Annotated in this window: 19 protein-coding genes; 8 read left to right on the forward strand and 11 right to left on the reverse strand. The window is 64.6% G+C overall.

Translation table 11 applies throughout. The features are described 5' to 3' along the window. Positions 1-115 precede the first annotated feature (115 nt). From J2W46_RS24135 to J2W46_RS24145, 3 genes are all read right to left on the reverse strand, one after another. Positions 116-1171 carry a glycosyltransferase family 4 protein gene (locus J2W46_RS24135; RefSeq protein ID WP_310356836.1) on the reverse strand — a complete coding sequence of 352 codons (1056 nt, stop codon included), beginning with the start codon at positions 1169-1171 and terminating at the stop codon, positions 116-118. 162 nt (positions 1172-1333) lie between these two features. Continuing rightward, positions 1334-1600 (reverse strand): hypothetical protein, encoded by a 267-nt coding sequence (locus J2W46_RS24140; RefSeq protein ID WP_020066128.1) that lies wholly within the window; start codon positions 1598-1600, stop codon positions 1334-1336. A 34-nt stretch (positions 1601-1634) separates the two neighbouring features. After that, positions 1635-1934 (reverse strand): DUF2934 domain-containing protein, encoded by a 300-nt coding sequence (locus J2W46_RS24145; protein WP_310356839.1) that lies wholly within the window; start codon positions 1932-1934, stop codon positions 1635-1637. Between the two features lie 271 nt (positions 1935-2205). On the opposite strand from J2W46_RS24145, the gene J2W46_RS24150 reads away from it, so the two are divergent. Next, positions 2206-2931, forward strand: a complete 726-nt coding sequence (locus J2W46_RS24150; RefSeq protein ID WP_020066130.1) for a DeoR/GlpR family DNA-binding transcription regulator — start codon at positions 2206-2208, stop codon at positions 2929-2931. A 110-nt stretch (positions 2932-3041) separates the two neighbouring features. Here the strand turns inward: J2W46_RS24150 and J2W46_RS24155 are convergent, their stop codons facing one another. The 7 genes from J2W46_RS24155 to deoC all read right to left on the reverse strand — a co-directional run bounded on the left by J2W46_RS24155 (position 3042) and on the right by deoC (position 12488). Continuing rightward, positions 3042-4076: an ABC transporter permease gene (locus tag J2W46_RS24155; RefSeq protein WP_087754723.1), complete on the reverse strand. Its 1035-nt coding sequence runs from the start codon at positions 4074-4076 to the stop codon at positions 3042-3044. A 75-nt stretch (positions 4077-4151) separates the two neighbouring features. After that, the gene (locus J2W46_RS24160) at positions 4152-5699 is read right to left on the reverse strand and encodes a sugar ABC transporter ATP-binding protein (protein WP_310356844.1); all 1548 of its coding nucleotides are present in this window, start codon (positions 5697-5699) and stop codon (positions 4152-4154) included. A 60-nt stretch (positions 5700-5759) separates the two neighbouring features. Further along, on the reverse strand, positions 5760-6764 hold the full coding sequence (locus J2W46_RS24165) for an autoinducer 2 ABC transporter substrate-binding protein (RefSeq protein WP_020066133.1): 1005 nt from the start codon (positions 6762-6764) through the stop codon (positions 5760-5762). A 101-nt stretch (positions 6765-6865) separates the two neighbouring features. Further along, positions 6866-7939 carry an ABC transporter permease gene (locus tag J2W46_RS24170; protein WP_020066134.1) on the reverse strand — a complete coding sequence of 358 codons (1074 nt, stop codon included), beginning with the start codon at positions 7937-7939 and terminating at the stop codon, positions 6866-6868. Positions 7940-7973: 34 nt separating this feature from the next. Continuing rightward, on the reverse strand, positions 7974-8936 hold the full coding sequence (gene rbsK, locus J2W46_RS24175) for a ribokinase (RefSeq protein ID WP_310065130.1): 963 nt from the start codon (positions 8934-8936) through the stop codon (positions 7974-7976). Positions 8937-9075: 139 nt separating this feature from the next. Continuing rightward, on the reverse strand, positions 9076-11463 hold the full coding sequence (locus J2W46_RS24180; RefSeq protein ID WP_310356856.1) for an aldehyde dehydrogenase family protein: 2388 nt from the start codon (positions 11461-11463) through the stop codon (positions 9076-9078). An 11-nt stretch (positions 11464-11474) separates the two neighbouring features. Then, positions 11475-12488, reverse strand: coding sequence for a deoxyribose-phosphate aldolase (gene deoC, locus J2W46_RS24185; RefSeq protein WP_087754578.1), 1014 nt, complete (start codon positions 12486-12488; stop codon positions 11475-11477). A 249-nt stretch (positions 12489-12737) separates the two neighbouring features. On the opposite strand from deoC, the gene J2W46_RS24190 reads away from it, so the two are divergent. The 3 genes from J2W46_RS24190 (at position 12738) to J2W46_RS24200 (ending at position 16662) form a co-directional block, all read left to right on the forward strand. Further along, complete coding sequence (locus tag J2W46_RS24190) at positions 12738-14369, forward strand: sugar ABC transporter ATP-binding protein (RefSeq protein ID WP_310356859.1); 1632 nt, start codon at positions 12738-12740, stop codon at positions 14367-14369. After that, on the forward strand, positions 14366-15367 hold the full coding sequence (locus J2W46_RS24195) for an ABC transporter permease (protein WP_087754576.1): 1002 nt from the start codon (positions 14366-14368) through the stop codon (positions 15365-15367). The genes J2W46_RS24190 and J2W46_RS24195 overlap by 4 nt, the downstream gene beginning before the upstream one ends. Before the next feature lie 119 nt (positions 15368-15486). After that, entirely contained in the window at positions 15487-16662 is a 1176-nt protein-coding gene (locus J2W46_RS24200) for a substrate-binding domain-containing protein (RefSeq protein WP_310356863.1), read from the forward strand. A 116-nt stretch (positions 16663-16778) separates the two neighbouring features. Here J2W46_RS24200 and J2W46_RS24205 read toward each other — a convergent pair whose 3' ends face one another. Continuing rightward, positions 16779-17486, reverse strand: a complete 708-nt coding sequence (locus tag J2W46_RS24205) for an NADPH-dependent F420 reductase (RefSeq protein ID WP_310356866.1) — start codon at positions 17484-17486, stop codon at positions 16779-16781. A gap of 85 nt (positions 17487-17571) precedes the next feature. On the opposite strand from J2W46_RS24205, the gene J2W46_RS24210 reads away from it, so the two are divergent. The 4 genes from J2W46_RS24210 to J2W46_RS24225 all read left to right on the forward strand — a co-directional run bounded on the left by J2W46_RS24210 (position 17572) and on the right by J2W46_RS24225 (position 24264). Next, positions 17572-18471 carry a LysR family transcriptional regulator gene (locus J2W46_RS24210; RefSeq protein WP_088174390.1) on the forward strand — a complete coding sequence of 300 codons (900 nt, stop codon included), beginning with the start codon at positions 17572-17574 and terminating at the stop codon, positions 18469-18471. Positions 18472-18878: 407 nt separating this feature from the next. Continuing rightward, on the forward strand, positions 18879-19442 hold the full coding sequence (locus J2W46_RS24215) for a DUF2760 domain-containing protein (protein ID WP_310356870.1): 564 nt from the start codon (positions 18879-18881) through the stop codon (positions 19440-19442). Beyond that, a complete protein-coding gene (locus tag J2W46_RS24220) occupies positions 19439-21298 on the forward strand; it encodes an Hsp70 family protein (RefSeq protein ID WP_310356872.1) in 1860 nt (619 codons plus the stop codon). Before J2W46_RS24215 ends, J2W46_RS24220 begins: the two co-directional genes overlap by 4 nt. Next, positions 21295-24264, forward strand: coding sequence for an Hsp70 family protein (locus J2W46_RS24225; RefSeq protein WP_310356875.1), 2970 nt, complete (start codon positions 21295-21297; stop codon positions 24262-24264). The genes J2W46_RS24220 and J2W46_RS24225 overlap by 4 nt, the downstream gene beginning before the upstream one ends. Positions 24265-24266 lie beyond the last annotated feature (2 nt).

Here is a 24266-nt window from a genome sequence, read left to right on the forward strand (position 1 = left end):
TGTTTCGCTGTTTCGCTGTTTCGCTGTTTCGCTGTTTCGCTGTTTCGCTGTTTCGCTGTTTCGCTGTTTCGCTGTTTCGCTGTTTCGCTGTTTCGCTGTTTCGTTTCGGCTTGCTTCAGTCAGTCTGCCCGGATTGCGCGCCGCGAGTGCTGCGCAGCATCGCTTCGTAAATGCGCGAGTACTGATCGACCATCCGCTCGACGGTGAAGCGGCGCTCGAATGCCGCCCGGCATGCAGCGCGCTCGATCGTGTCGATTTCCGCGAGCGCGGCCACTGCTTCGTCGACGGAATCGACAAGGAAACCGGTCACGCCGTGTTCGACTATTTCCGGCGCGGCGCCGTTGTTGAACGCGATCACGGGCGTGCCGCAGGCGAGCGCTTCGATCATCACGAGGCCGAATGGCTCGGGCCAGTCGATGGGGAACAGTAACGCGCGTGCCTGCCCGAGAAAGTCGTTTTTGCGCGCGTCGTCGACTTCCCCGCAATACTCGACGTGCGGCAACTCGAAGAGGCTCGCAATCTCCTGCTCGAAATACTCACGGTCATCGTGGGCGATTTTGGCGGCGATGCGTAAGGGCAGGCCCGCGCGCCGCGCGATTTCTATTGCGCGGTCGGGCCGCTTGGCCGGCGAGATGCGACCGAGAAACGCCACGTAATCGCCTGGCTCTTCATGAAAGCGCAGCAGATCGGCGGGCAAGCCATGATGGACGGTCGCGCGCCAGTCAAGCCACGGAAGCGGCGCGCGCTGCGCCTCGGAAATCGACACCACCGGCATGTCGGCGAACTGGTGGTATAGCGCGCTCAAGCCGGGTACGTCGAGTCGCCAGTGCAAGATGGTTAGCGACGCGCATCCCAATCGCCGCGCGAATGGAAAGCTCGTGTAGTCGGTGTGAAAATGGACGAGGTCGAAGTCATCCGCGCGCCGTACCACTTCCTCGAGCATCGCGAAGTGAAACGCCTGCGCGTCGGCCGTATCTTCAATCAGGCGAATCGCACAATCGCTGCCCGAGACGAGTCGTGCCCTGGTGCGGGAATCGCCGGTTGCAAACAGCGTGACGTCGTGGCCCAGGGAGACAAGGCCGTCCACCAGCCATGCCACCACCCTTTCGACGCCGCCATAAGCGACGGGCGGCACTCGCTCGTACAACGGTGACACCTGGGCGATGCGCATGCGTTGCTCCGCTCGACGAACCGATGCGTAGCGCGCCGCATCGCGCATGCCCGGCAATGTCGCGTGTGAGCCGCCGCGATTGTCGTCGTTGGAAGATCGTCGTCGTTGGAAAAATGTACCGGTCGGCGATGAAATTTAAACGTTGTGGCGGGTAACGGGCAGCTAGGCGATTGGGCCGCTGTAGCCGTCGGCGGGCGACGCGGGCTCCACTCGCTCGACATGCTCGTCGATCCAGTCCGTCGCCCGTTCGCGCGCGAACTCGATCGCCTCATGCTCGTCGACGAAATCGCGATGAAACTCCATATCGTGCGTATCGTCGCTCGAACTCACGGCGCCTTCCGTCACTTCGATCCTCGCCTGCGCGACGATCGCGCCGTCGTCAACGCCTGCCGTGACGTGAACGATGCAGCCTCCATATTCGAAGTCCATGATGTCTTCTCCCGCGTGTAGTGGTTGTGCCGCGCTAGCCGCGCTTCGCGCTGCCGTTGCCGCGCGTCTTCGCGGAGGTTGGGGGCTGCGCGGTGTCCAATGTTTCCGCGCTCTCGTCGTCGATTGCTTCCGCCGCGCGTCGGCCCTTGCCCGACTGTTCCGCCGCAATCGGCGGCTCGGCGTCGCCCGCGTCGCCTTCCGCTTCGATCTGTGCCTGCGCGCGCAGCCAGTAATCGTCGGGCCGCCCTTCGGGCGAGCCGTCGCTCTCCCACAACTCATACGCGCGCTTGCGAATTCGGTCCTCTACTGTCGGTTCGACCGGTAAGCCTGACATTGCAATCTCCATACGGGTTGTGAGTCGGGGTTGTGAGTCCACCCACGCGCGCCACGCGGCGGCCGCGCCCGTGACGCAGCAAAGCACGTTCCCATGTGTTAACCGGTGAGGCTCGACGCCTCGAGTCGCAGATGCTCGCAAACACTCGCCAGGATTCACACCGACTCGCGCGCTTGCGCGCTCGCCGTAGCACCGGCCAGTTGTTATAATTCTTTCAGCAGTTCTGATTCAAATATAACGCCGCTCACACTGCCCACGCGCCAGGATTCCCATGCCGAAACCCGATCGTCTTCGCGCTCTCGCCGATGCCTTGACGAGGCAAAACGTGATGCGTCTGCGCGACGCCGCGGCTTTGCTGGGCGTGTCCGAAATGACGGTGCGCCGCGACATCGCGGCCAACTCGGATCGCTTCACGTATCTCGGCGGCTACATCGTCAGCGCGACCGACGTGCCGAACAACGCCGGCTATTCGCTCGAACAGGAAAAGGACCACTTCGCGCAGGCCAAGGCGGAGGCGTCGTCGATCGCCGCGGGGCTTATCGGCAACAACGAAACGCTTTTTATCGACTGCGGCACGACGCTCACCACGCTCGCGCGGCTCATTCCGCCCGAGCGACATGTCACAGTGGTCTGCTATTCGTTGAACGTGGCGGAGATTTTGCGGCGCAAACCGAATGTGCGGATGATCCTGCTAGGCGGCGTGTACGTGCCTTCGTCGGATTCGTTTGCGGGCGAGGAAAGCCTGGAGATGCTGCGCCGCATGGGCATCAACAAGGCGTTTATTTCAGCAGGCGGCGTGGACCCCGCGCGCGGCGTCACGTGCTGGAATTTTCACGAAGTCGCGTTGAAGCAGGCCGCAATGGCGAGCGCCGTCGAACGGCACCTGGTGGTGGACATGAGCAAGTTCGGCGTCGTCAAAGCCGTGCGGTTCTCGCAGGTGGACGACTTCGATTCGATCATCACCGAACGCGGCCAGGAGCACCGCAAGCGCAGATAACGCACACGTTACGTCTCGTTATGCGTCCGTTGCGTTTTCACTTACGTTCTCACTTACAGCGCTGCGCTTCGATACATGAGAAGCGCAGCGCGTGTCCAGCCAAAAGACGCTCAGCGCTTGCGTTGCAACGCGAAGAGCGTCCCGGCAAGCAGAATAAACGCGCCGATAATCACCTTTTGCCAGGTGCTCGGTACGCCGACGAGAATCAGCACGCTCTTGATGAGCGTGACCAGCACCACACCTAGCAGCGTTCCCACCACCGTACCCGTGCCGCCTGTAATGCGGGCGCCGCCGAGAATGACTGCGGCGATCACGTCGAGTTCGGAGCCCACCAGATCAAACGGATTCGCGAGGCGGTTGTTCGACACGTGCAAAATGCCCGCGATGCCCGCGAGCATGCCTGTATAACCGAACACGAACAGATGGATCGCGCGCAGGTTGTAGCCGAGCCGCTCCGCAATCGCGAGCGAGCCGCCCATCGCATAGACGGCGCGGCCCATCATCGTGCGATTCAGCAGCCACCATGTGACGACCGCGGCCGCGACCAGCGCGAGAACCGACACGGGCAGCACCGCGCGCAAGCCGTCCGCGGTGTGATAGAAAAACAGCGGAATGCGTCCGAATCGATCCATGCTGTGCGGAATGTTCATGAAGAACGTCGTGCCGATGAACGTCAGCAAAAGCCCGCGATAGAGATATTGCGTGCCGATCGTGACGATCAGCGAAGGCGCTTTCAGCCGATGCACGAGCAGTCCGTTCACCATGCCGAGCACGACGCCGCCGAGCGCGCCGGTGACGAGGATCAGTGCGAACGGCGCGTCCGGCCACCAGGCGAACACGGCTTTCGTGATGCCGTACATGGTCAGCGCGGCGATCGCGGTGAACGACACGTCGATGCCGCCAGATGCGAGCACGACGAGCGTGCCGAGCGCGAACAGTGACATCGTGGTCGCCGAATGCAGCAGGTCGAACAGCGTTGCGAACTGGAAAAATCGTGGATTGATTGCGCCGACGATCAGGCACGTCACCACGATCAGCGCAACGGTAAACCACTCGGGGTTGCGCGCGAGCCGCGTGCGCAATCCTGGCGCTTCGACGCTCGGCGCGATTTCGACGACGGTGGGAGTGGTCATGGTCTGCTTCATTGGCGATGCGCTGGGCGGGTCGGTGCGCGGATCGATGCGCGACGGGATGCGCGAGTTCATGGCGGTTGACGTCCTCTATGCCGCTTCGGAAAGCAGCGCGTGATACAGATCGGCTTCGCTTAGTTCGTCGGCGCGATATTCGGCGGCCACACGGCCCTTCTTCATCATCAGAATGCGGTCGCAGTTCTGGAGTAGTTCGGGCAAGTCGTCGCTGATCAGAATGATGCCTATACCGCGTTGCGACAGCCGCTGCATGATCCGGTAAATGATGTCCTTGGAGCCCACGTCCACGCCCACAGTCGGTCCATGCAGAATCAGCACGCGCGGGTCGATGGCGAGCCAGCGGCCGATCAGCACGCGTTGCTGATTGCCGCCCGACAGTGACTGCACCGGTTTGTCGACGCCAGGCGTTGCGATCTGCAACTCCTTCACGGTCTGTTCGGCGAGTGCTTGAGCGCGCGTGCGGTCGATCTGGCCGAAGCGGTCGCGCAGGCTCGAAATCATCGCGGTGATCACGTTGTCGCGAATCGGCTTGTCGAGAAAAAGGCCCTCGTTCAAGCGGTCTTCGGGCACATAGCCGATGCGATGTCGCTTCGCGTCGGAAGGCGTGCGCAGCGCGATCTGCTGCCCGTCGAGCAGCACGTCGCCCGATTGCGCCGGTGCGACGCCCGCCAGCGCGCGCGCAAGCTCGTTGCGCCCGGAATCGAGCAGCCCGGTCACGCCGAGAATCTCGCCACCGTGCAGCTTGAAAGAGACGTCGCTGAACTGCCCCGCGCGCGTGAAGCCGCGCACGTCGAGCACGATGTCCTGCGCATGCGCGCTCTCGCGGTAACGTTCATTCGACAGATGGCGGCCCGTCATCAGTTCGCTGATCTGCGCCTTGGTGAACTCAGCAATGGGCCCTTGCGCCATTTTCTGTCCGTCGCGCAACACGATCACTTCGCCGCCGATCGCGTAGCACTCGTCGAGTTTGTGACTCACGAACAGCACCGTGACGCCTTGCGCGCGGAGGTTCGCGAGCACTGCGATCAGATTGTCGACTTCTTTTTGCGTGAGCGACGTAGTGGGCTCGTCCATGACGACGAACTTCGCCTCGCTCGCAATCGCGCGGGCAATGGCGACGAGCTGGCGCGTTGCAAGCGGCAATTGCTCGATCAGCGTCGATTGAAACTCGCTGTTGCCGGGCAGGCCCACGGCTTCGAGCGCGCGCGCGGCGGTGGCGGCGAGCACGCGGCGATCGAAGGTACGCGCGAGCCGTCCTTCGTGTGTCGCAAGCTCCGACGTGAGCGCGACGTTTTCGGCGACGCTCATGTTGGGCAGCAGCGAGAGATCCTGATATACGGTTTCGATGCCGGCGGCGAGCGCTTCGAGCGCGGACAGCCGCGCGTGCGGCACGCCTTCGATAACCAGTTGGCCCTCGTCCGGCGGTTGCGCGCCGGAAATGATCTTGATCAGCGTGCTCTTGCCGCAGCCGTTTTCACCGAGCAGGTGATAGATCTGCCCGCGCTGGAAAGAGAGACTCACGCCACGCAATGCATGTACGCCGGTAAAGCGCTTATGCACGCCGACCACTTCCAGGAAAGGTTGCGACAACGGCGCGGAAGATACGTCTTGTTGATTCATGATGATCGGTCGCGGTGCCGGGGCGCGCCCACCGGACGCGCCCCGAAGTGAACAACGGAATCAGAACGGATACTGCTTGTAGTTCGACTTGTCGACATTCACCCAGCCCTGGCCGCGCACGATGATGCCCTTGCCGGGGCCCTTCGCGACCGTCACCTTCGTGTAGCCAGGAATGCCGAGATCCGCGCCGTTCTCCACGGTCTTGCCGTCCACCAGCATCTTCGCGACCTTGTTCATCGCAATGCCGGCGAGCTTGGGATCCCAGAACGCAATGCCGTTGATCGCGCCGCTTTCGAGGAACTTGCCGGCCTCGGTCGGCAGACCCGTACCGTACACGCAGATCTTGCCCTGCATGCCCGCTTCTTCGACCGCACGGCCAATGCCGATCACATCCAGCGACGACGACCCCTGGAAGCCCTTCAGGTCCGGATGCTTGCGCAGTACTTCTTTTGCGACTTCATAGGCGCGCTCGCCGTCGTTGTTGGTTTCGAGTTTCGGCTCGACCAGATTCATCTTCGCGTATTTGGCCTTCGCGTTGCCGATGCCGCCGTCGGCCCATTGGACCTGCGAGCGGCTACCGAGCGAGCCGACCAGCACCGCCCACTTGCCCTCGTTGTGCATGCACGAAGCAAGGCGTTCATTCAGACCGGCGCCATAAGCGGTGTTGTCGAAAGCCTCGATGTCGACCATCGTGTTCTTCGCGTTGTCCGCTTCATGCGTGACCACCTTGATGCCGCGATCCATCGCCTTCTTCAGCGCCGGTTCGAGCGTCGGCGGATCGTAGGGGACGACGGCGATCGCGTTCACTTTCTTCGCGATCAGGTCTTCGATGATCTTCAGTTGCTGCGCCGCGTCCGCCCGGCCTGGGCCCGTCTGATACGCGGTCACGCCGGGGTTGTCCTTCGCGAACTCCTTGACGCCTTCGTCCATCCGGTTGAACCAGTTGATACCCGTCACCTTGACGACCGTGACAATCGTCTCGTTGGTCGCGGCCTGCGCCGCGGCGATCACGCCCACCGTAAGAGCGGCTGCTGCGAGCGCGGCGCCCAGTCGAGTCAATTTCATGCAAAGTCTCCTTTATCGTTCGATGTCGCCCGTGCTGGCCGTGTCAGCCGTCGCGAACAGGCAGGGCAACCTGTCCGCCTTTACCGAAAACCCGCTCTGCGCTACCGCCTCTGCGTCGCGCCCGCACTGCCGGAAGCCGGGGGCTTCGCGGGCTGGGTGGAGCCTCCTCCGCCGCCCAGACCGAAGATCGCCCGCACGCGTTCACCGCCCGCGAACGCCAGCGACAGCAGCAGCAAGAAGCCCCAGGCGCAGTCGCCGAAAAACTGCGACACGCCCAGCAGATTGAAGAGGCTCGACAGAAACTGCAGCACCGTCGCCGCGAAGAACACGCAGATAATGCGACCATGGCCGCCTGCCGGATTCACGCCGCCCATCACCGCAATCAGGATGGCGATCAGCAGATACGAGTTGCCGTAGTCCCACTTCGCGCTGGACGTATGCGTCGCGCTGATCAGGCCGGCGAGCGAAGCCAGCACGCCGCACATCGCGTAAGTGGTGATCAGCATGCGCGCGCGCGGAATGCCCGCGTAGAACGCGGCCTTCGGATTCGTGCCCATCAGATAGAGTCGCAAGCCGAATGGACTGCGCTTGAGCAGCCACCCGAGAACGATCACTGCGGCAAGAAAGATGCAGAACGCAATCGGCACCTGCAACACGGTGCCGTTGCCGATATCCGACAAGGGCTCGACATAATCGACATGCACCGACGCGCCGTTGCTGATCACAACCGCAAAGCCGGTAAACAGCAACTGCGTGCCGAGCGTGCAAAGAATCGGTGTGAGTCTGAGGCGCGCGATCACCACGCCGTTGAGCAGGCCGCCGAGCAGCCCCATCATGAGCACGATCGCGCAGAAGAGCGACGTGTACAGCACCGGCGAATCGTCACCGTTGACGAGGCGCGGCACGAGCATCGCGGCGACCATGCCCGACAGGTTCGCGAGCCCGACACCGGACAGGTCGATGCCGCCGTTGCCCGACACCATCGAGAGCATGATGCCGAGCGCGAGCAAGCCGAGTTCCGGCAGTTGGCCGCCCATCGACTGAAGATTGTCGATGTCTACAAACTGGCCGCGCGAGAGCCACGTCGCGACCAGCACGACGAGCACGTTGACGATCAGCAGAAAATTCAGTTGCCGGTCGGCGAACAGTTTTCCCGCAGCAAACGAAGACTTCATGGCGCTGACGATCTCCCTGACACTGCACGAATGATTACGAAGCCTGCGCTGCCTGAGCCGACTCGCTCAGTACACGGTTCACTTCGGCGAGCGTCGGCATTGAAGGCGCCGTGCCCGCGCGCGTGACGGATATGCCTGCGAGCGCGCAGCCGAAACGCATGGCGGAAATCGCATCCTCGCCGCGCGCGAGAGCGGCCGCAAAGCCGCCTGTGAAGCCGTCGCCCGCGCCGGCGGTTTCGACCACCGCACCGCACCGGAACGCAGGCAACCATATCGATTGGGTCGCATCATGCAGCAACGCGCCGCCCTCGCCGAGCGTCACGATCACGGTGCCGACGCCTTTCGCGAGCAATACGTCGGCTGCACGCCGGGCATCGTCGACGTTCGCGATCGGCACGCCCGTCAGCGCGGCGGCTTCGGTTTCGTTCGGCGTGATGTAGTCGCACAACGGGAAGATGTCGTCGTCGAGCGGCAATGCAGGCGCAGGGTTGAAGACGGTCGTGACACCATGCTTGCGTGCCACTTCCAGTCCGCGCCGCGCGGCCGCCAGCGGCTGTTCGAGTTGCGTGACGAAGACGCGCGAGCCCGCTATATCGGCTTCGATGGCATCGACGTCGGCCGCGCTCAGCGTCCCCGCCGCGCCCGCGGCAACGATAATGGCGTTCATGCCGGTGGTGTCGTCGACGAAGATATGCGCGGCCCCTGTGGAGACGCCTTCGACCACCGAGGCGCGCGCCGTGATGCCTTCGCGCGCCCATGTTGCTTGTGCAATGGAGCCGAATGCGTCGTTGCCGATGCGCGTGCAGAACACGACCTCCGCGCCCGCGCGTGCCGCGGCGACTGCCTGGTTCGAGCCCTTGCCGCCTGGCCCCATAGCAAATGCGGAGCCGGCAATGGTCTCGCCGACGAGCGGCATGCGCGCCGCGCGAAACGTCAGATCGGTCACGTAGATGCCGAGAATGACGACACGTCCGCTCTGTTGTGGCTGCGAGCTCATGAACGCAGCCCTCCTTGCGAGGTGTTCATCGCAGCGCGATGCGGCGCGTGCCGCACCATCTCGTTCTTCAACAGCAGGTAATGAGTGTTCAGCACGTTGTCTCCTCCATTTTCTGGTTGGCGTGCATTTGGCTGCGCGGTCAGTCTCCGTACGGTATCCAGATGTTCTTCACCTGCACGGCCTGACGCAGAAACGGCAGGCCTTCGCTTGCACGGTCGAACCAGTCGAACTGGCGGCCGTAGTCGGTGAAGGTGCGCTTCAGGTTGCCGACCGACTCACGCTCGATCAGCGTCGCATCCGCCGCGCTGCCGAAGCACCATACCGCGTCCACGTCGTCGTGCCGGGCGAGCGCCGGCAGCAGCGCTTCCCGTTTGCCCGTGACGATGTTCACTACGCCGCCGGGCACGTCGGACGTCTCGACGACCTGATAAAAGTCCGTCACCGCGAGCGGACACGCCTCGCCCGGCAGCACCACCACGCGGTTGCCCATTGCCAGCGCCGGCGCCGCGAGCGAAACGAAAGCAAGCAACGGCGCCTCGTCCGGACATGCGATGCCGATCACGCCGAGCGGCTCGTGCATGGCCAGCGCAACACCTCGCAGCGGCGGCGTATGCACCGCGCCATCGAACTTGTCGGCCCACGCCGCGTAGGTGAAGAGACGCGTGACCGAGGCTTCCACCTCCGCATGCGCCGCGGCATCCGTCGCGCCGTTTCGCACCGTCAGTTGATGCGCGAATTCGTCTGCCCGCACCGCCAGATTCTCCGCAAGATAGAACAGCACCTGCGCACGGTTATGCGTGCTCGCCTGCGACCACTTTTGCGCCGCGCGCGCCGCTTGCACCGCGTTGCGAATGTCCTTGCGGTTGCCCTCGCCCACTTCGCCAACCCGCGTTCCATCGGGCGCATGAACCGGCAACGAATAGCCGCTGTCCGGACGCACCTGCTTGCCGCCAATAAAGAGCTTGGCCGTGCGGTCGATCAACGCAAGGTTCGAAACCTGACGATCGTCGCTCGCATTCGTCGCCGCGCTAACCGGCTGGCGCTTCGGAAGATTGAGCCACGCACGCGGTTTCAGATATTCGTGAATGCCCTCACGTCCGCCCTCGCGGCCATAGCCCGATTCGCGATACCCGCCAAAACCGACGGCCGCGTCGAACAGGTTCGTCGCGTTGACCCAGACGACGCCCGCCGCGAGCCGCGGCGCGACGTCGAGCGCGCGGCCGATCGTTTCGCTCCACACGCTGGCGGCGAGCCCATAGCGTGAATTGTTGGCGAGCGCGATCGCTTCGTCGGGCGTGCGAAAGCTCATCGTGACGAGCACGGGACCGAAGATCTCTTCCTGTGCAAGAGTGGATGCGGGCGCAACGTTAGTGACGAGCGTTGGCGGATAAAAGCAGCCGTTGGCGGGCAACGCGGTATCCGCTGCCTGCCAGATCGCGCAACCTTCGCGCCGCCCGGTTTCGACGAGCGAGTGAATCCGCTCCAGTTGCACCGGATCGACGATCGCGCCCATGTCGATGCTCTTGTCGAGCGACGGACCCACACGCAGTGTCTCCATGCGGCGCTTGAGCTTTGCGATGAAGCGTGCCTCGATGCCTTCCTGTACCAGCAATCGGGAGCCCGCGCAGCAAACTTGCCCCTGGTTGAACCAGATGGCGTCGACCACGCCTTCGACCGCACCGTCGAGGTCGGCGTCGTCGAACACGATGAATGGCGATTTGCCGCCGAGTTCGAGCGTCAGCGATTTGCCCGAGCCCGCCGTGACCGAGCGGATCAGCTTGCCAACCTCGGTCGAACCGGTGAACGCAATCTTGTCGACTTGCGGATGCTCGACCAACGCTGCGCCCGTCGACCCGTCGCCGGTGACGACGTTCAGCACGCCTGCCGGCAGGCCGGCCTGATGCGCGAGTTCGGCGAACAGGAGCGCGGTCAGCGGCGTGTATTCGGCCGGCTTCAACACGACGCAATTGCCCGTTGCAATAGCGGGTGCGATCTTCCATGCGAGCATCAGCAGCGGAAAATTCCACGGCACGATCTGGCCGATCACGCCAAGCGGCGCATGATCCGCGAACTCGCTGTCCTGCAACTGCGCCCAACCCGCGTGATGCAGGAAGTGACGCGCGACGAGCGGCACGTCGAGGTCGCGCGTCTCGCGTATCGGCTTGCCGTTATCGAGCGCTTCGAGCACCGCAAAGAGCCGGCTATGCCGCTGCACCATGCGAGCGAGCGCATACAGATGCCGCGCGCGCCCCTTGCCGCCGAGCGCCAGCCAGCCCGGCTGCGCCGCGCGCGCGGCGGCTACCGCGGCGTCGATATCGGCCGCGTCGCCTTGCGCAATATCGGCGAGTCGCTCGCCGCTTGCGGGCGCATGCGAGACGAACTGCGCGCCGCTCGCCGGCGCATGCCACGCGCCGCCGATGAAATGCCCGAAACGCGCTTCATGTTGCGCAAGCCATTGGCGCGCGGGCTGATCGTCCTCGGGTGCGGGACCGTAATCCATCGAAGAAAAATACTCCGCTACGCTCATGGTGGTCTGCTTCAGGCTACGGGGTGACGGTTGAAAGCGGAATAACGGCCGCTCACGTGATGTTCGAGTTGCCGCTCGATGTCGGCAAGCAGGCTCGACGCGCCGATGCGAAAGAGCTCCGGTTCGAGCCAGGCGCGGCCGAGTTCTTCCTTCATCAGAATCTGATAGGACAGCACCGACTTCGCGCTCGACACGCCGCCTGCCGGCTTGAAGCCGATCGGCACGCCGGTGCGCTCGTGATATTCGCGGATCATGCGCACCATGACGAGCGACACGTCGAGCGTCGCATTCACGCCTTCCTTGCCAGTGGATGTCTTGATGAAGTCGGCGCCGGCCATCATGCAGACCATCGACGCGCGCGCGATGTTCGACAGCGTGCGAATGTCGCCGGTCGCGAGAATGGCTTTCAGATGCGCGGGACCGCAGGCCGCGCGGAATTCGCGAACTTCGTCGTAAAGCGCCTGCCAGTTGCCGGTGAGAACATATTCACGCGTGACGACGATGTCGATCTCCGCCGCGCCGTCCGCAACCGAGGCCTCGATCTCCTTCAGCTTCAGCGGATGCGGAATCAGTCCGGCCGGAAAGCCGGTCGACACCGCCGCGACCGGAATGCCGCTGCCCTTGAGCGCATCCACGGCCGCGCCGACAAAGCGGTGATAGACGCACACAGCGCCCGTCGTGATGCGCTGCGGCGTCATGCCGAGCGCTTCGAGAAGGTCGGCGCGAACGGGCTGACGCGCTTTCGCACATAGGCGCCGCACGCGGCCTTCGGTGTCGTCGCCGCTGAGTGTCGTGAGATCGATGCAGGTGACGGCTTTGAGCAGCCAGGCGGCCTGCGCGTCTTTCTTGACGGTGCGGCGCGTGGCGAGCGTCGCCGTGCGGCGCTCGACCGCCGACTGGTTGATGCGCAGACCGTCGAGCCATGACGCGTCGAACGGCATGCCCGGGTTGCGTACCGGATGAACGAGCGGCCCGCCGCGCAATGCGACGACCGAAGACGACGGCGAGAAAGAAGGATCAGGCATGAGGCGTCCGGAATTTTGGTGCACGGCACAACGAGGCGCCGGCGAATGACTCGTGTCTATGCTACCTCGCATGACAGGATTATCACAAGCGTTACGCGTCGATCATCACATTTTAACGATCTGACGGGGTGTGACGCCGCAAATGTTATTGACGCACCAAATCCATGATGCGAAGATCACAACACACCTAGGGCGCATCGCGGCAGCCACAAATAGAATTTGGTTGCGCCGACGAAGGAGACAAGCCAGATGAGTGAACCGGTCGCGCTCGCTTCATCGCTCCGCACGCCATTGATCCGCGTGGCCGGCGTCACCAAGCGGTTTGGCGGCGTACAGGCACTGCGCCGCGTCGATCTCGAAGTCCTGCCCGGAGAAGTCCACGCGCTGCTGGGCGAAAACGGAGCGGGCAAATCCACGCTGATCAAGATACTCAGCGGCGTCCATGCGTACGACGAAGGCGTCATTGAAATTGCCGGCGAGCGGGTCGTGTTCGACTCGCCCGCGCAATCGCGTGAGGCTGGAGTCGCAGTCGTCTATCAGGACTTGAGCCTCGTTGAATCGCTGTCGGTCGGCGCAAATCTCATGCTCGGGCGCGAACCTCGCACCCGCCTCGGCTTCGTCAAAAATCGCCAGTTGATGGCGACGGTCAGCGCGTTTCTCACGTCACACGGCATTCCGCTCGATCCGCGCACACCGGTCGGCGCCCTGCCCTTTGCGTACCGGCAGATGACCGAAATCTGCAAAGCGCTGATGGGCGACGTGCGCGTGCTGATTCTTGATGAACCCACTTCGGCGCTAAGCGGCGGTGAGGAACAGATTCTCTTTGACGCGATTCGCACGGTCACGGCGCGCGGCGTCGGCGTGATCTATGTCACACATCGGCTGAATGAAGTGTTCCGTATCGCGCAGCGTGTCACGGTGTTTCGCGACGGCGCCAATGCCGGCATGTTCCCGGTCGCGGAAACCGACATGAAACGACTCGTCGCGGCAATCGTCGGGCCGAAGCATGCCGCTTTGCAGGCAAAAGCAAACGCCGTTGAAGGCACCGGTGCGCCGGCCGGCGCGGCAACGTCTCTACCAGCTTCAGCGGCGGCCAGTGCTTCGACTACACCGGCGCTGAACATGTCCAGCGTCTGTAACGACCGTCTGCAAGACGTCGATCTGAACGTGGAACAAGGCGAGATACACGGCCTCGCGGGGCTGATCGGCAGCGGACGCACCGAGATTCTGGAAACGATCTTCGGGCTTCGCGCGATCGGGAGCGGCACCATCGCGATCGACGGTAAAGCGTGTTCCCAACTGAAGCCCGCCGAGGCGATCAGGCTCGGCGTCGCCCTCGTGCCCGAGGACCGCCATCTTGAAGGGCTGGTTCTCGATCATTCGATCGAACGCAATCTCACGTTGCCGCGCTTGCCGCAGTTTTCGCGCTGGGGTTGGTTGCGCAGCCAGGCCGCGGTATCGCAGGCGAAGACCGCGATGCAGGCGTTCTCCGTCAAGGCGCCAGGCGCTTCGACGCCCGTCAGACTCCTGTCGGGCGGCAATCAGCAGAAAGTCGTATTCGCCAAATGGAACCATCCGCGGCCGAGGCTCCTTCTGCTGGACGAACCGACGGTCGGTGTCGACGTCGGCGCGAGAGAGGAAATCTACGACGTGATTCATCAGGCGGCGCGCGACGGCACCGGCGTACTCGTCGTGTCCTCGGATCTGGATGAACTACTGCGCTTGTGCGACCGCATTTCGATCGTCGCAGACGGCCGCATCGTCAAGACCGTCGCGCGCGCGTCGCTCGCGAACGCCGAGGCGCTGCATCACCTGCTGCAACTTTCCCGCTCATCCACCGAGTCTCGCGAAGGGACTCCCCACGGGGCTCACGCAACATGAACGACTCCGCTTCGCCGTTGACGGCTGAACGGCAGGCCGCTTCGGCGCCGCGCAGCCGCGCGCGACGCATCGCGCAACTGCTGCTGCAAGGCGACCGGCCGTACGCGCTCTATATCGCGTTCGCCGTGCTGCTGGTGGTGTTCAGTTTCGCGTCGCCGTGGTTTCTCTCGATCGACAACTTCCTGAACATCGGCCGGCAGACCGCGCTGGTGTCGATCATCGCCATCGGCATGACGTTCGTGATCATCGCGCGGCAGATCGACTTGTCGGTCGGGTCGTCGCTCGCGTTATCTGGCATGTCCGCCGCGCTCGCGATGGCGTACATCGGCGATCACTGGTTGATCGGTGCAGTGGCCGGCATCGGCACGGGCGCGCTCGTCGGCGCGATCAACGGACTGGTGACCACGCGCCTGAACATTCCGTCCTTTCTCGTGACGCTGGGTTCGTTGAGCGCCGCACGCGGACTTGCACTGCTCGTCACGACCACGAAGCCGGTCATCATCACCAACGACTCCTTCATCTCGATCTTCGGCGAAGGCGATATTGCGGGCGTGCCGGTGCCCATCATCTGGACGGTACTTGCGGTCATCGCAGGCATTCTGCTGCTGCATTACAGCGTGTTCGGCCGCCAGGTTTATGCGGCAGGCGGCAATCCGACGGCCGCGCGCTACTCGGGCATCGACATCCGCCGCGTGACCACCCTCGCGTTCATTCTCACCGGGGTGCTGGCCGGACTTGCGGCGCTGGTATTGTCCGCGCGCTCGCATGCGGCGCGGCCCGACGTGGTGCAAGGACTCGAACTCGACGTGATCGCCTCCGTCACGCTCGGCGGATGCAGCCTGTTCGGCGGACGCGGTTTCGTGCTCGGCACGCTGCTCGGCAGTCTCATCATCGGCACGCTGAACAACGGACTCGTGCTGCTGGGCGTGAGTTCGTCGCTACAGCTTGTCATCAAGGGAATCATCATCGTTGCAGCAGTCGCATTTACGAAGAAGTGACGAGGCACGCCGATCACTCGTGAAACGCGGACCCCGGCGCGAACCGCGCGTGAGGTTGCCCGACCGGCAGGAGACTTAACCCCGACTCAATACAGACGTAAAGACCAACGGAGGAGAACATGAAACATTGTCATGGCTCGACAAGCCGGGCGGCACGTGGCGTGAATTCGTCAGTGGCGGCCGTCGTGACTGTGAGCGCCGCACTGGCCGCCGCACTGGCTTGCGCCAGCGCCGGCGCGCAATGCGTGAGCAGTCTGCAAGCGGGATCGATCGGACCGAAGTCGATTGTCGGCCAGGGACCGAACGGCGAGAAAGCCGCTTCGGTCGACGCCGTCCAGCTCACCGCCGCCGAGGCGGCCAAAGTGAAAGCGGGCAAATTCAAGGTCGGCATTTCGATGCAGACGATGAACCTCGACTGGTCGCAACTGCAGGTGCAAGGCATTACCGACACGCTGAAAAAGTACGACGTCGACGTGATCGGCACTGCGTCGGCCGAGTATCAGGTCGACAAGCAGATTGCGGATATCGAGAACACGATCCAGCGTCATCCCGACGGCATCATCTCGATTCCGGTCGACGGCACCGCGACCGCTGCGACGTACAAAAAGGTCTCCGCCGCCGGCATCAAGCTCGTGTTCATGGACAACGTGCCGACCGGGCTCAAGCATCCCGAGCAATACGCGTCGATGATTTCCGCCGACAGCGAAGGCAACGGCCAGATCGCGGCCAAAGTGCTCGCGTCGTGCGTGCCGCAGGGCGCGACCATCGGGCTCGTCAATTTCGGCGTCGACTACTTCAGCACGAAGGAGCGCACGAAGGCAGTCAACGAGTGGATGAAGACGAACCGCCCGGACATCAAGATCAAGCAGGTCGACTTCACGGATCCGTCGAAGGTCGGCCAGATTGCGGGCGACTTTTTGACGGGCAATCCGGACGTCAAGGGGCTCTTCGCCGTGTGGGATCAACCGGCGCTCGACACACTGACTTCGATGCGCGCGCAAGGCGTGAACATTCCCGTCACCACCGTCGACCTGGGTCTTCAGTCGGCGATCGAGATCGCCAAGGGCGGACCGCTGAAGGCGACCGGCTCCCAGCGTCCGTACGATCAGGGCGTGGCCGAAGCCATGGCGATGATGAAAGCACTGATCGGACAGACGCCGCCCGCATGGATCGGCGTGCAGTCTTTGCCGGTAGTTCAATCGACGGTGCTCGAAGCCTACAAGACGGTCTTCAAGAAAGACCCGCCGCCGCAACTCGCGGACGCGTGCAAGAAGGCCAAGCCTGCTTGCGGATGAACTGCGGTCAGCGCGTCACGTGATCGTCCGCAAGGTTGGGCGATCAGGTGACGCAGCATGCGGATCGGGCCGTGCCTGCACCGCTGCAGGCACGGCCCGATCCATTCCACGGAACATCAATGCCGCCACGATCCATGCGGCAATTCCTCATCGCGCCGGGCGGCCGCGAGGCCCGCGACCATGCCCGCCCGGTCGTGCGCGATGCAGTACACCGGTTTGGCGCGCTCGAAGCGCCAGCTGTCCGCGAGCGGGCCTGCATCGACGGGATCGAAGCCGAACTGATCGACCAGTGCGCTCACCACGTGCCGCGCTTGCTGATCGTCGGCGGCTAGCGGCAACGCGCGGCGGTTCGGCGTGCCGGGCGCCGTGCCGGCCGTTTCGAGATCTTTCGCGAGAATCGCATTGAACGCCTTCACGACTCTCGCGCCGGGCAACGCGGCGGCGAGCATCTGGCTCGTCGTCACACCGTTTTGCAGTGCTTCGATCGGACCGTCGCGGTCCGGATAGTGATTGCAGGTGTCGATGACGATCTTGCCGTCGAGTGCCGCAACCGGCAGATGACCGATCTGGCCGAACGGCACGGACACCACGACGACGTCGCCGAACTTCGCCGCTTCCTGTGCGGTGCCCGTCGCGCAGCCGAGCGCCGCCGCCGTGCTGATCAGGGTGTTCGGATCGCGCGAGTTGGCGATCATCACTTCGTGGCCGTGACGCTGTGCGACGGTCGCCAGCGCGCGGCCGAGAAAGCCCGCGCCGAGAATGCCTATCTTCATGTTCCACACTCCATGCATGTCTGAGAATCCCTCCGGTGAACACCCGCTCATCGGTGACAGGCACTATGATTCAAAACTCATGCGTGATAAATGCGCAAATAATGACGAGTGTCGAAAGCAACAGTGGGGAATGTGCATGGATCGGCTCACCAGCATGGCTGTGTTCGTCAAAACCGCCGAGAGCGGCTCGTTCGCGGCAGCCGCGCTCGCGTTCGGCATCTCGTCGCAGATGGCCGGCAAGCATGTCGGCATGCTCGAAGAGCGCGTCGGCGCGCGACTGCTGAATCGCACGACACGCCGTCAGAGTCTCACCGAGATTGGCCAGATTTTTTACGAACGCTGTAAGGCGCTGCTCGCGGATGCGCAAGCGGCGGAGTCGGTCGCGCAGGAATTGTCGGCCTCGCCGCGCGGGCGTCTGCGGATCACCGCGCCTGTCACGTTCGGCGCCTGCTGCCTCGCCCCGATGATCACCCGTTACCTGGAAGCGCATCCCGACGTGCGGGTCGAGTTGACGCTGACCGACCGCTTCGTCGATCTGATCGACGAAGCGTATGAGGCCGCGATCCGCCTCGGCACGCTGTCCGATTCGACGCTGATAGCGAGGCCGTTGATGCCGTACCGGCTGGTCGCGTGCGCATCGCCGGCTTATCTCGCGAAGCGTGGTGAGCCCGTGACGCCCGAGGCGCTCGCCGCGCACGAGTGCCTCGCGTTCGCCTTCACGAGCATGCCGGCCGCCACCGAATGGCGTTTTATCGACGATGCCGGGCGTGAGCACGTCGTGCCGGTTGCAGGCCGCTTCGAGGCCAACGACGTGAAAGCGCTGGTCGCGGCCGCGCTCAACGGCGCGGGGATCATGCTCGCGCCCGAAGTTGCCGTGCGGGACGACCTTGCGGCGGGCCGTCTGGTGCGCCTTCTGAACGGCTATGAAGCGCACCCGCGGCCCATGCACGTGGTGTTTCCGGCGAGCCGCGTGACGCCGAAGCTGCGCACGTTCATCGACCAGGTGGTTGCGGAGTTTGGGCCTTCTGCCGCTTGAGAACCCGAAGCGTGCGAAGAACCCACCGGGGCGCAATGGGCTCTAACGGTGGCCTCTCACCCCGCCTCATATCGAATCCCGGGAACTCAAGTCTGCACGTAGCCTTGCAAATATCCGCTAAACGGGCCTTCAGTGCATTCGCCAGGCGGCGCTCCAACTCGCCCCGGAAAGCCGCCAATCTCGCTGCATTGCCCGCGAGAATCCCCGGCTTTGCCCGCGTCGGGCGCCGCACAAGGCAAAATACGGGTTTTGCGCGCGCAAAGCGCGGCGGCACGGGCAGCCATTGCGCACCGGCCGCCGCCGCGCGGCGTGCCTTCCAGACATCGCGCGACGGCGGCCATGCCGGCGCGTCGCGTGTGGCGCACTCGGGACAGCTCGTCCTTTAACAGAGCATCTCAGGAGCATTTATGACCGATTCGAACCCGTCCTTCCTCGGCAGGATTTCACTGGCCGTCAGCGCGTTTTTCCGCATTCTCGGCGACGGCGAATTCGCCGCCGGCGTACTGCGCGTGCGTGACGGCGACACGGCTGCCCAGACACGGGCGCAGGCGAGCGCGCCCGCTGCGCAGCAGGCGCCGTCGCTGAAGGAAGCCAACCCCGACGCTGCGCTGCAACTGCTCGGCCTGCTGCAACGCGACGCCCGTTTCATCGACTTTGTCGAGGAAGACATCAAGCGTTTCAGCGACGCCGATATCGGCGCCGCCGCACGGCTCGTCCATGAAGGTTGCCGCGCGACGCTGCGCGAGCACTTTACGATCCGCCCGGTGCGCGACGAAGCCGAAGGCAGCCGCGTCACGCTTCAGGAAGGTTTCGACGCAAGCGCGATTCGCCTGACCGGCAACGTCGTCGGCAAGGCGCCGTTTAGCGGCAACATCAGCCATCGCGGCTGGCGCGTCGAAGAAGTGCGTCTGCCGAAGCTCGCGGAAACCCACAACGCGAAGGTGATTGCGCCGGCCGAGGTGGAGCTATGAGCGGCGCACGCTACTCCATCGGCATCGACCTGGGCACGACGCACTGCGCACTCTCGTATGTGGACACGAGCGCAAGCGACGGCGAGAAGACCGCGCTGACGGTGCTGCCCATTGCCCAGCTGACCGGGCCCGGCGCGATTGCCGACCTCGATCTGTTGCCCTCGTTCCTGTATCTGCCGCACCCGGATGAGCTGGCTCCCGGCGACCTGCACCTGCCGTGGACCGGCGAGCGCCAGTTCGCCGTCGGCGAATTCGCGCGCAGCCGCGGCGCAGCCACGCCGATCCGGCTCGTGTCGAGCGCGAAAAGCTGGCTGTGCCACCCAGGCGTCGATCGCCGCGCGGCGATTCTGCCGAACGATGCGCCGCCCGAAGTCGCACGCGTGTCGCCGCTCGAAAGCTCGGTGCGGTATCTGACGCATCTGCGCGAAGCCTGGGACCATCTGCACCCCGACGCGCCGTTTCGCGAGCAGGACATCACGGTCACGATTCCCGCATCGTTCGATCCGGCCGCGCGCGAATTGACCGCCGAAGCCGCCGAGGCCGCCGGCTACGGCCGCATGACGCTGCTCGAGGAACCGCAGGCCGCGCTGTATAGCTGGATTCAGAAAAGCGGCGGCCAGTGGCGCAAGCAGGTCAAGGTCGGCGACATTATTCTGGTGGTCGACGTGGGCGGCGGCACCACCGACCTGTCGCTGATCGCCGTCATCGAGCGCGACGGCAATCTCGAACTGCATCGCGTGGCGGTCGGCGAGCACATTCTGCTGGGCGGCGACAACATGGACCTCGCGCTTGCGCATGTGGTCGCCCGCAAACTCGCAGCTCAGGGCACTCAGGCCGACGCGTGGCAGTTGCGCGCCCTCACCTATGCATGCCGCTCGGCCAAGGAAACGCTGCTGAGCGATCCGGCTACGGACACGGTGCCGCTCGTCGTGCCGAGCCGCGGCTCGAAGCTGATCGGCGGATCGATCCGCACCGAGCTCACGCGCGCAGAGTTGACGCAGACCATTCTCGACGGCTTCTTCCCGCAGGTGGACAGCGGCGCCCGGCCGGTGAGCCGCGCCCGTGCCGGTCTCACGCAACTCGGTTTGCCGTATGCGCAGGACGCGGGCATCACGCGGCACCTGGCCGCGTTCCTCGCCCGTCAGGTCGGCGCGCTCGCGGAACTCCAGGGTCTGGGCGAGACGGCATCGCACGACGCCGCGCAAAGCGCGAGCTTTCTGCATCCCACGGCGGTGCTGTTCAACGGCGGCGTGTTCAAGTCGGCGCTGCTCGTCGAACGCATCATGGGCACGCTCAACGGCTGGCTCGCGGCTGAGGGCGCTGCGTCGGCGCGGCTGCTCGAAGGCGCCGATCTCGATCTGGCCGTCGCGCGGGGCGCAGCCTACTACGGTTACGTGCGACGCGGTCAGGGCGTGCGGATTCGCGGCGGCACGGCGCGGGCTTACTACATTGCAATCGAGTCGGCGATGCCCGCCGTGCCAGGACTCGAGCCGCCGATCCAGGCGCTGTGCGTCGCCCCCTTCGGCATGGAGGAAGGGACCGACGCCGAACTGCCCGCGCAGGAGTTCGGGCTCGTCGTCGGCGAGCCGGTGCACTTCCGGTTCTTCGGGTCGTCGGTGCGTCGTCAGGATCAGGTTGGAACGCTGCTCGACTTCTGGGGTCCCGACGAGTTGCAGGAACTCGAGGAGATCCAGGCCACGCTGCCCGCCGCGGGCCGCACAGCCGGTGAAGTGGTGCCGGTCAAGCTGCACGCGCGCGTGACGGAAGCCGGCACGCTCGAACTCGAAGCCGTGCCGCGCGGCACCGACGAGCGCTGGAAAGTCGAGTTCGACGTGCGCGGCAACGCGAATGCATGAGTGAGATGAAGCGGTACAGCGTCGGCATCGATCTCGGCACGAGCAACACGGTGCTGGCTTATGCAGAAGCCGGATCCGACGAGATTCGCGTGTTCGAGATCGAACAGCTTGTGAGTCCCGGCGAAGTCGCCGCGCGTCCGCTGCTGCCGTCGGTCCGGTATCACCCCGCGCAAGGCGAGTTGAGCCCGGGCGATCTGCAATTGCCGTGGAGCGACGGGGAATCGGTTTCGTCGCGAGATGCGGATGGCCGCGCGGGTCGAACTGCAGCTCAACGCGCGAACGACACCGCCAGGCTGTCGAGCGATGGCGCCGACCACGCGCAGCCCGTTGTAATCGGCCGGCTCGCGCGGCTGCTGGGCGCTCAGGTTCCGGGGCGGCTCGTCACGAGCGCGAAAAGCTGGCTGTCGCATGCATCGGTCGACCGCGTTGCGCCAATCCTGCCTTGGGGCGCCGCCGACGACGTTCACAAGGTCTCGCCGGTCGAAGCCAGCGCGAGCTATCTGGCGCACGTCCGCGCGGCGTGGAATCAACGCTTTCCCGACGCGCCGCTCGAACGCCAGGACGTGGTGCTCACGGTTCCGGCCTCGTTCGACGAAGGCGCCCGCGCGCTGACCGTAGAGGCGGCGCGCATGGCCGGACTGCCCTCGCTGCGGCTGCTCGAAGAACCGCAAGCGGCGTTTTACGACTGGCTGTTTCATCATCGTGAACGGCTCGGGGCAGAACTCGCGCATACGCGGCTCGTGTTGATCTGCGACGTGGGCGGCGGCACCACCGATCTCACGCTGATCGAAGTCGGCATGGCGGACGGCGAGCCGCAACTCACGCGGATTGGCGTGGGCAACCATCTGATGCTCGGCGGCGACAACATGGACCTCGCGCTTGCGCATCTGGTCGAAGCGCGCCTCGCCGGCGGCGGCGAGCGCACGCGTTTGTCGGCGGCCAATCTTTCGCAACTCGTCGAGCGTTGCCGCGGCGCTAAAGAGCTACTACTGGGACCGCAAGCGCCCGACACGGCGTCGATCACGCTGCTCGGCGCGGGCTCGAAGCTTGTCGGCGGCGCGCGCACGGCTCAGATCACGCGCGATGAAGTGGAGCGCGTGATCGTCGACGGATTCTTTCCGATGGTTGGGTCGCACGAGCGGCCGGGCCGGCCACGCGGCGCGATCGTCGAGTTCGGTTTGCCCTATGCGACCGATGCGGCCGTCACGCGCCATATCGCCGCTTTTCTGAGCCGCTTCGAGGCTCAGTCGCGCAAGGCGTTGGGGTGGGTTCAGAGCGATTCTGGCGCTGGTCCCGCTGCCGACCCACAGGGTGTCTCGGACGTCGAACCCGCATCCATTGCTGGCGGGCCGCCGCCACTCCCAGTGCCCGACACCCTGCTGCTGAACGGCGGCGTTTTTCGTGCGCACGCATTGACGCAGCGCCTCGCGACCACGCTGGGCACGTGGCGCGGCGAGCCGCTTAACGTGCTGCATAACGACAATCCCGACGTCGCCGTCGCGCGCGGCGCGGTCGCCTATAGCCTTGCGCGGGCGGGCGGCGCGCCGAAAATCGGCGGCGGCTCGCCGCGCAGCTACTTCCTCGTACTCGACGAACCCGCCGGCGACAAGCCGGATTCGCAGCCTGCGCAACGCGGTATCTGTCTGCTGCCGCGCGGCACCGAAGAAGGCCACGAAATCCTGATCGCCGAGCGAACGTTCGCGCTGCGCCTCGGGCATCCGGTGCGCTTTCACCTCGTGTCGTCGAGTGCGGACACTGTCTATGCGCCCGGCGAGCTGGCCGATCTCTCAGGCGCCGACTTCGTCCGCTTGCCGCCCATCGCGACCATCGTGCAGCCGCGCGGCGCCAGCAGTGCGCGCGAGACCGCCGTGCGGATCGCCACGTCGCTCACCGAGGTCGGCACGCTCGAAGTGCACTGCATCGACCGCGACAATCCCGCCGAGCGCTGGCTGCTCGAATTCCAGCTGCGCCGCGAAGACGCGCAGGTGAATCTCTCCGACGATCCCGCGCAGGCGCGGCATCCACGGCTTGACGAAGCCATCGAGCAGATCGACCGCTGCTTCGGCTCGCGCTCGCAAAACGTCGACAAGAAGGAAGTGAAACGCTTGCGCTCGCAACTCGAACAGTTGCTGGGCCCGCGGGAAAGCTGGAACAGCGCGCTGCTCCGTGAACTGTTCGGCGCCCTTTGGGAACGCGCGCGCAGGCGCCGCCGCTCGGCGGATCACGAGCGGCTGTGGCTCAATCTGGCTGGCTACTGCGTACGCCCGGGCTTTGGCTATCCACTCGACGAATGGCGCGTCGAGCAACTGTGGTCGTTATTCGACGACGGTATTCAGTACGTCCAGGAAAGCCAGGTGTGGTCCGAATGGTGGACGCTCTGGCGCCGCGCCGCGGGCGGCCTTGACGAAGGCGCGCAATTGCGCGTGCTCGATGCGATGCACTATCTGCAGACGGCCGCGCAATCGCGTCACAAGCTGCCGTTCGACGTGTCGAAAACAGGCACCGCCGATATGCTTCGCCTGGGCGCGTCGCTCGAACGCATTCCTGTTGCGCGCAAGATCGAACTCGGCGAATCGGTGCTCGCGCGTTTGCAGAAGCCTTCGGAGAATCATCAAGGCTGGTGGGCGGTCGGGCGCATCGGCGCGCGCCGGCCGTTCTATGGCAGCGCGCACAGCGTCGTGCCGGCCGACGTCGCGAGTCAGTGGCTCGATGCGATTCTCGCGCTCGACTGGAAGAAGGTGGACCCGGCCGCCTTCGCCGCGGTCCAGATCGCGCGCATGACGGGCGACCGTTCGCGCGATCTGCCCGATGAGATGCGCCACGCCGTGCTGCGCAGACTCGAAGCGGCGAGCGCGCCGCGAGCGTGGATCACGATGGTCAGTGAAAACGTCGAACTGGATAACGCCGACGAAGGCCGCGTGTTCGGCGAGTCGTTGCCGGCGGGACTGAAACTGATCTCGGGCTAACG

Source organism: Paraburkholderia strydomiana, from assembly GCF_031456815.1.
Classification (GTDB): domain Bacteria; phylum Pseudomonadota; class Gammaproteobacteria; order Burkholderiales; family Burkholderiaceae; genus Paraburkholderia; species Paraburkholderia caledonica.